The sequence below is a fragment of the Ilumatobacter sp. genome, assembly GCF_049588435.1.
GTDB lineage: Bacteria > Actinomycetota > Acidimicrobiia > Acidimicrobiales > Ilumatobacteraceae > Ilumatobacter_A.
This window is the reverse complement of the sequence record NZ_JBAVYV010000395.1, coordinates 1-1,622: the sequence shown is the minus strand read 5'-3', so window position 1 is coordinate 1,622 and position 1,622 is coordinate 1. Positions and strand designations below refer to the sequence as shown.

Sequence of the window (1,622 nt, the reverse complement as noted above, 5' to 3'; positions counted from 1 at the left end):
GTGCGGGAACATGTCGACGATGATGCCGCCGCCGTCTTCGGTGCGGTAGTTCCAGCTGGGGCGCTGCGCAGGCTGCCAGTCGCCCTCGAAGACCCAGTAGCCGAACTCGCCGCGCACCGAGAGGATCCTCCCGAAAAACCCCGACTCGATCAGCCGCCGCAGCTTGAGCAGCCCCGGGAGATACAGCTTGTCGTGCACCACGCCGTTGATCACCCCGGCACCGTCCGCGGCATCGGCAAGCTCTGCTGCGTCGGCGACCGATTCGGCAGTCGGCTTCTCGGTGTAGACGTGCTTGCCGGCGGCGATGGCCTTGAGAATCGCGGGCTTGCGCACGGCGGTGAGCGCCGAGTCGAAGTAGATCGTCGCGGATGGGTCGGCGAGCGCGTCGTCGAGGTCCGTAGTCCACTCGGCGACGTCGAGATCCTTCGCGATCGCCCCCACTCGTTCTGCGTTGCGGCCCACGAGGATCGGCTCGACCTGAAGCCGGTCGCCGTTGGGGAGTTCGACACCACCCGCTTCACGGATGGCCAGCACCGACCGGAGGAGATGTTGGCGGTAGCCCATTCGGCCGGTGATGCCGTTCATGATGATGCGGGTGGTGCGAGTGGGCATGTCGTTGTCCTTGCTACTTCTCGATGGGTCGGATGGCTCGGTGTGGGCGACCGAGCCGGGTCGGGGTCAGTCGGTGGTGAGGTGTTTCCGAATGAGGCGCATGATGTTGCCTTCGTAGATCAACCCGCGGTCTTGCGCACTGATGTCGAGTTCGTCGATGACGCGAATCATGCTGCGAATGAATCCAGGCCCGCCCTCGGGGTCGAACGGGCAGTCGCTGCCGAACAACACGTGCTCACAGCCGAAGAAATCGAGCCCGCACCGGGTGGCAGACGCCGATCCGGAGATGGCGGTGTCGGCGTAGAACTGGCGGAAGTACTCGATCGGAGCGCGGGTGATGTTGCTTCCCAGCGCGCCGTCGGAGGTGCGGCTTCCGAGTTGTTGGCCCCAGCCGGCGTCAATGCGACCTTCGAAAAAGGGGATCATCGCCCCGAGATGATGCGTGATCACCTTGAGATCGGGGTGGCGATCGAAGAGACCCGAGAAAACCATTCGAGCCATGGCAGCGCTCGTCTCGTAGGGCCAGCCGAAGGCCCACCAGATCTCGAATTCGGATCGCTCCTCGGTCGCGAAGTCGGGCGTCGACGCATCACGGGTCGGATGCATCCAGATCGGGAGGTCGTACGCCGCCATGAGGTCATACAGCGGGAGGAAGCGTTCGTCGTCGACGGGTGTGCCGTTCGCGTTGGTGAAGATCTGGACACCACAGGCCCCGAGCTCATCGATCGCGTAGCGGGCCTCGTCGACGGCCGCGACCGGATTGTTCATGGGGAGTGACGCGACGAAGTGGGGAAAGCGCGACGGATGCGCGCGCGTGAGCGTCAGCATCGCTTCGTTGGCCAGGCGGGCCACAGCGGGTGATTCCTGCTCGTTTGCGATCCGTTCGATCGGGGGCGACGACAGTGTGAGAATCTGTTGGAAGTCGGTTCCGAACTCGTCCATCATCTGGAGGCGGGCATCGATGTCGTGCAGGTTGGGGAGCTCGAGCCAGCGCTTGAACACCGCAGGGT

The 1,622-nt window shown here is 64.4% G+C and carries 2 protein-coding genes; both read right to left on the bottom strand.

Going from position 1 to position 1,622, the window contains the following annotated elements:
* Positions 1-612 (bottom strand): Gfo/Idh/MocA family protein (locus tag WBV89_RS15240; RefSeq protein ID WP_423982204.1); only part of this gene is annotated, 612 nt, incomplete at its 3' end.
* A gap of 66 nt (positions 613-678) precedes the next feature.
* Positions 679-1,622, bottom strand: a 944-nt coding sequence (locus WBV89_RS15235) for an amidohydrolase family protein (RefSeq protein ID WP_423982203.1), incomplete at its 5' end; no start/stop codon positions are given.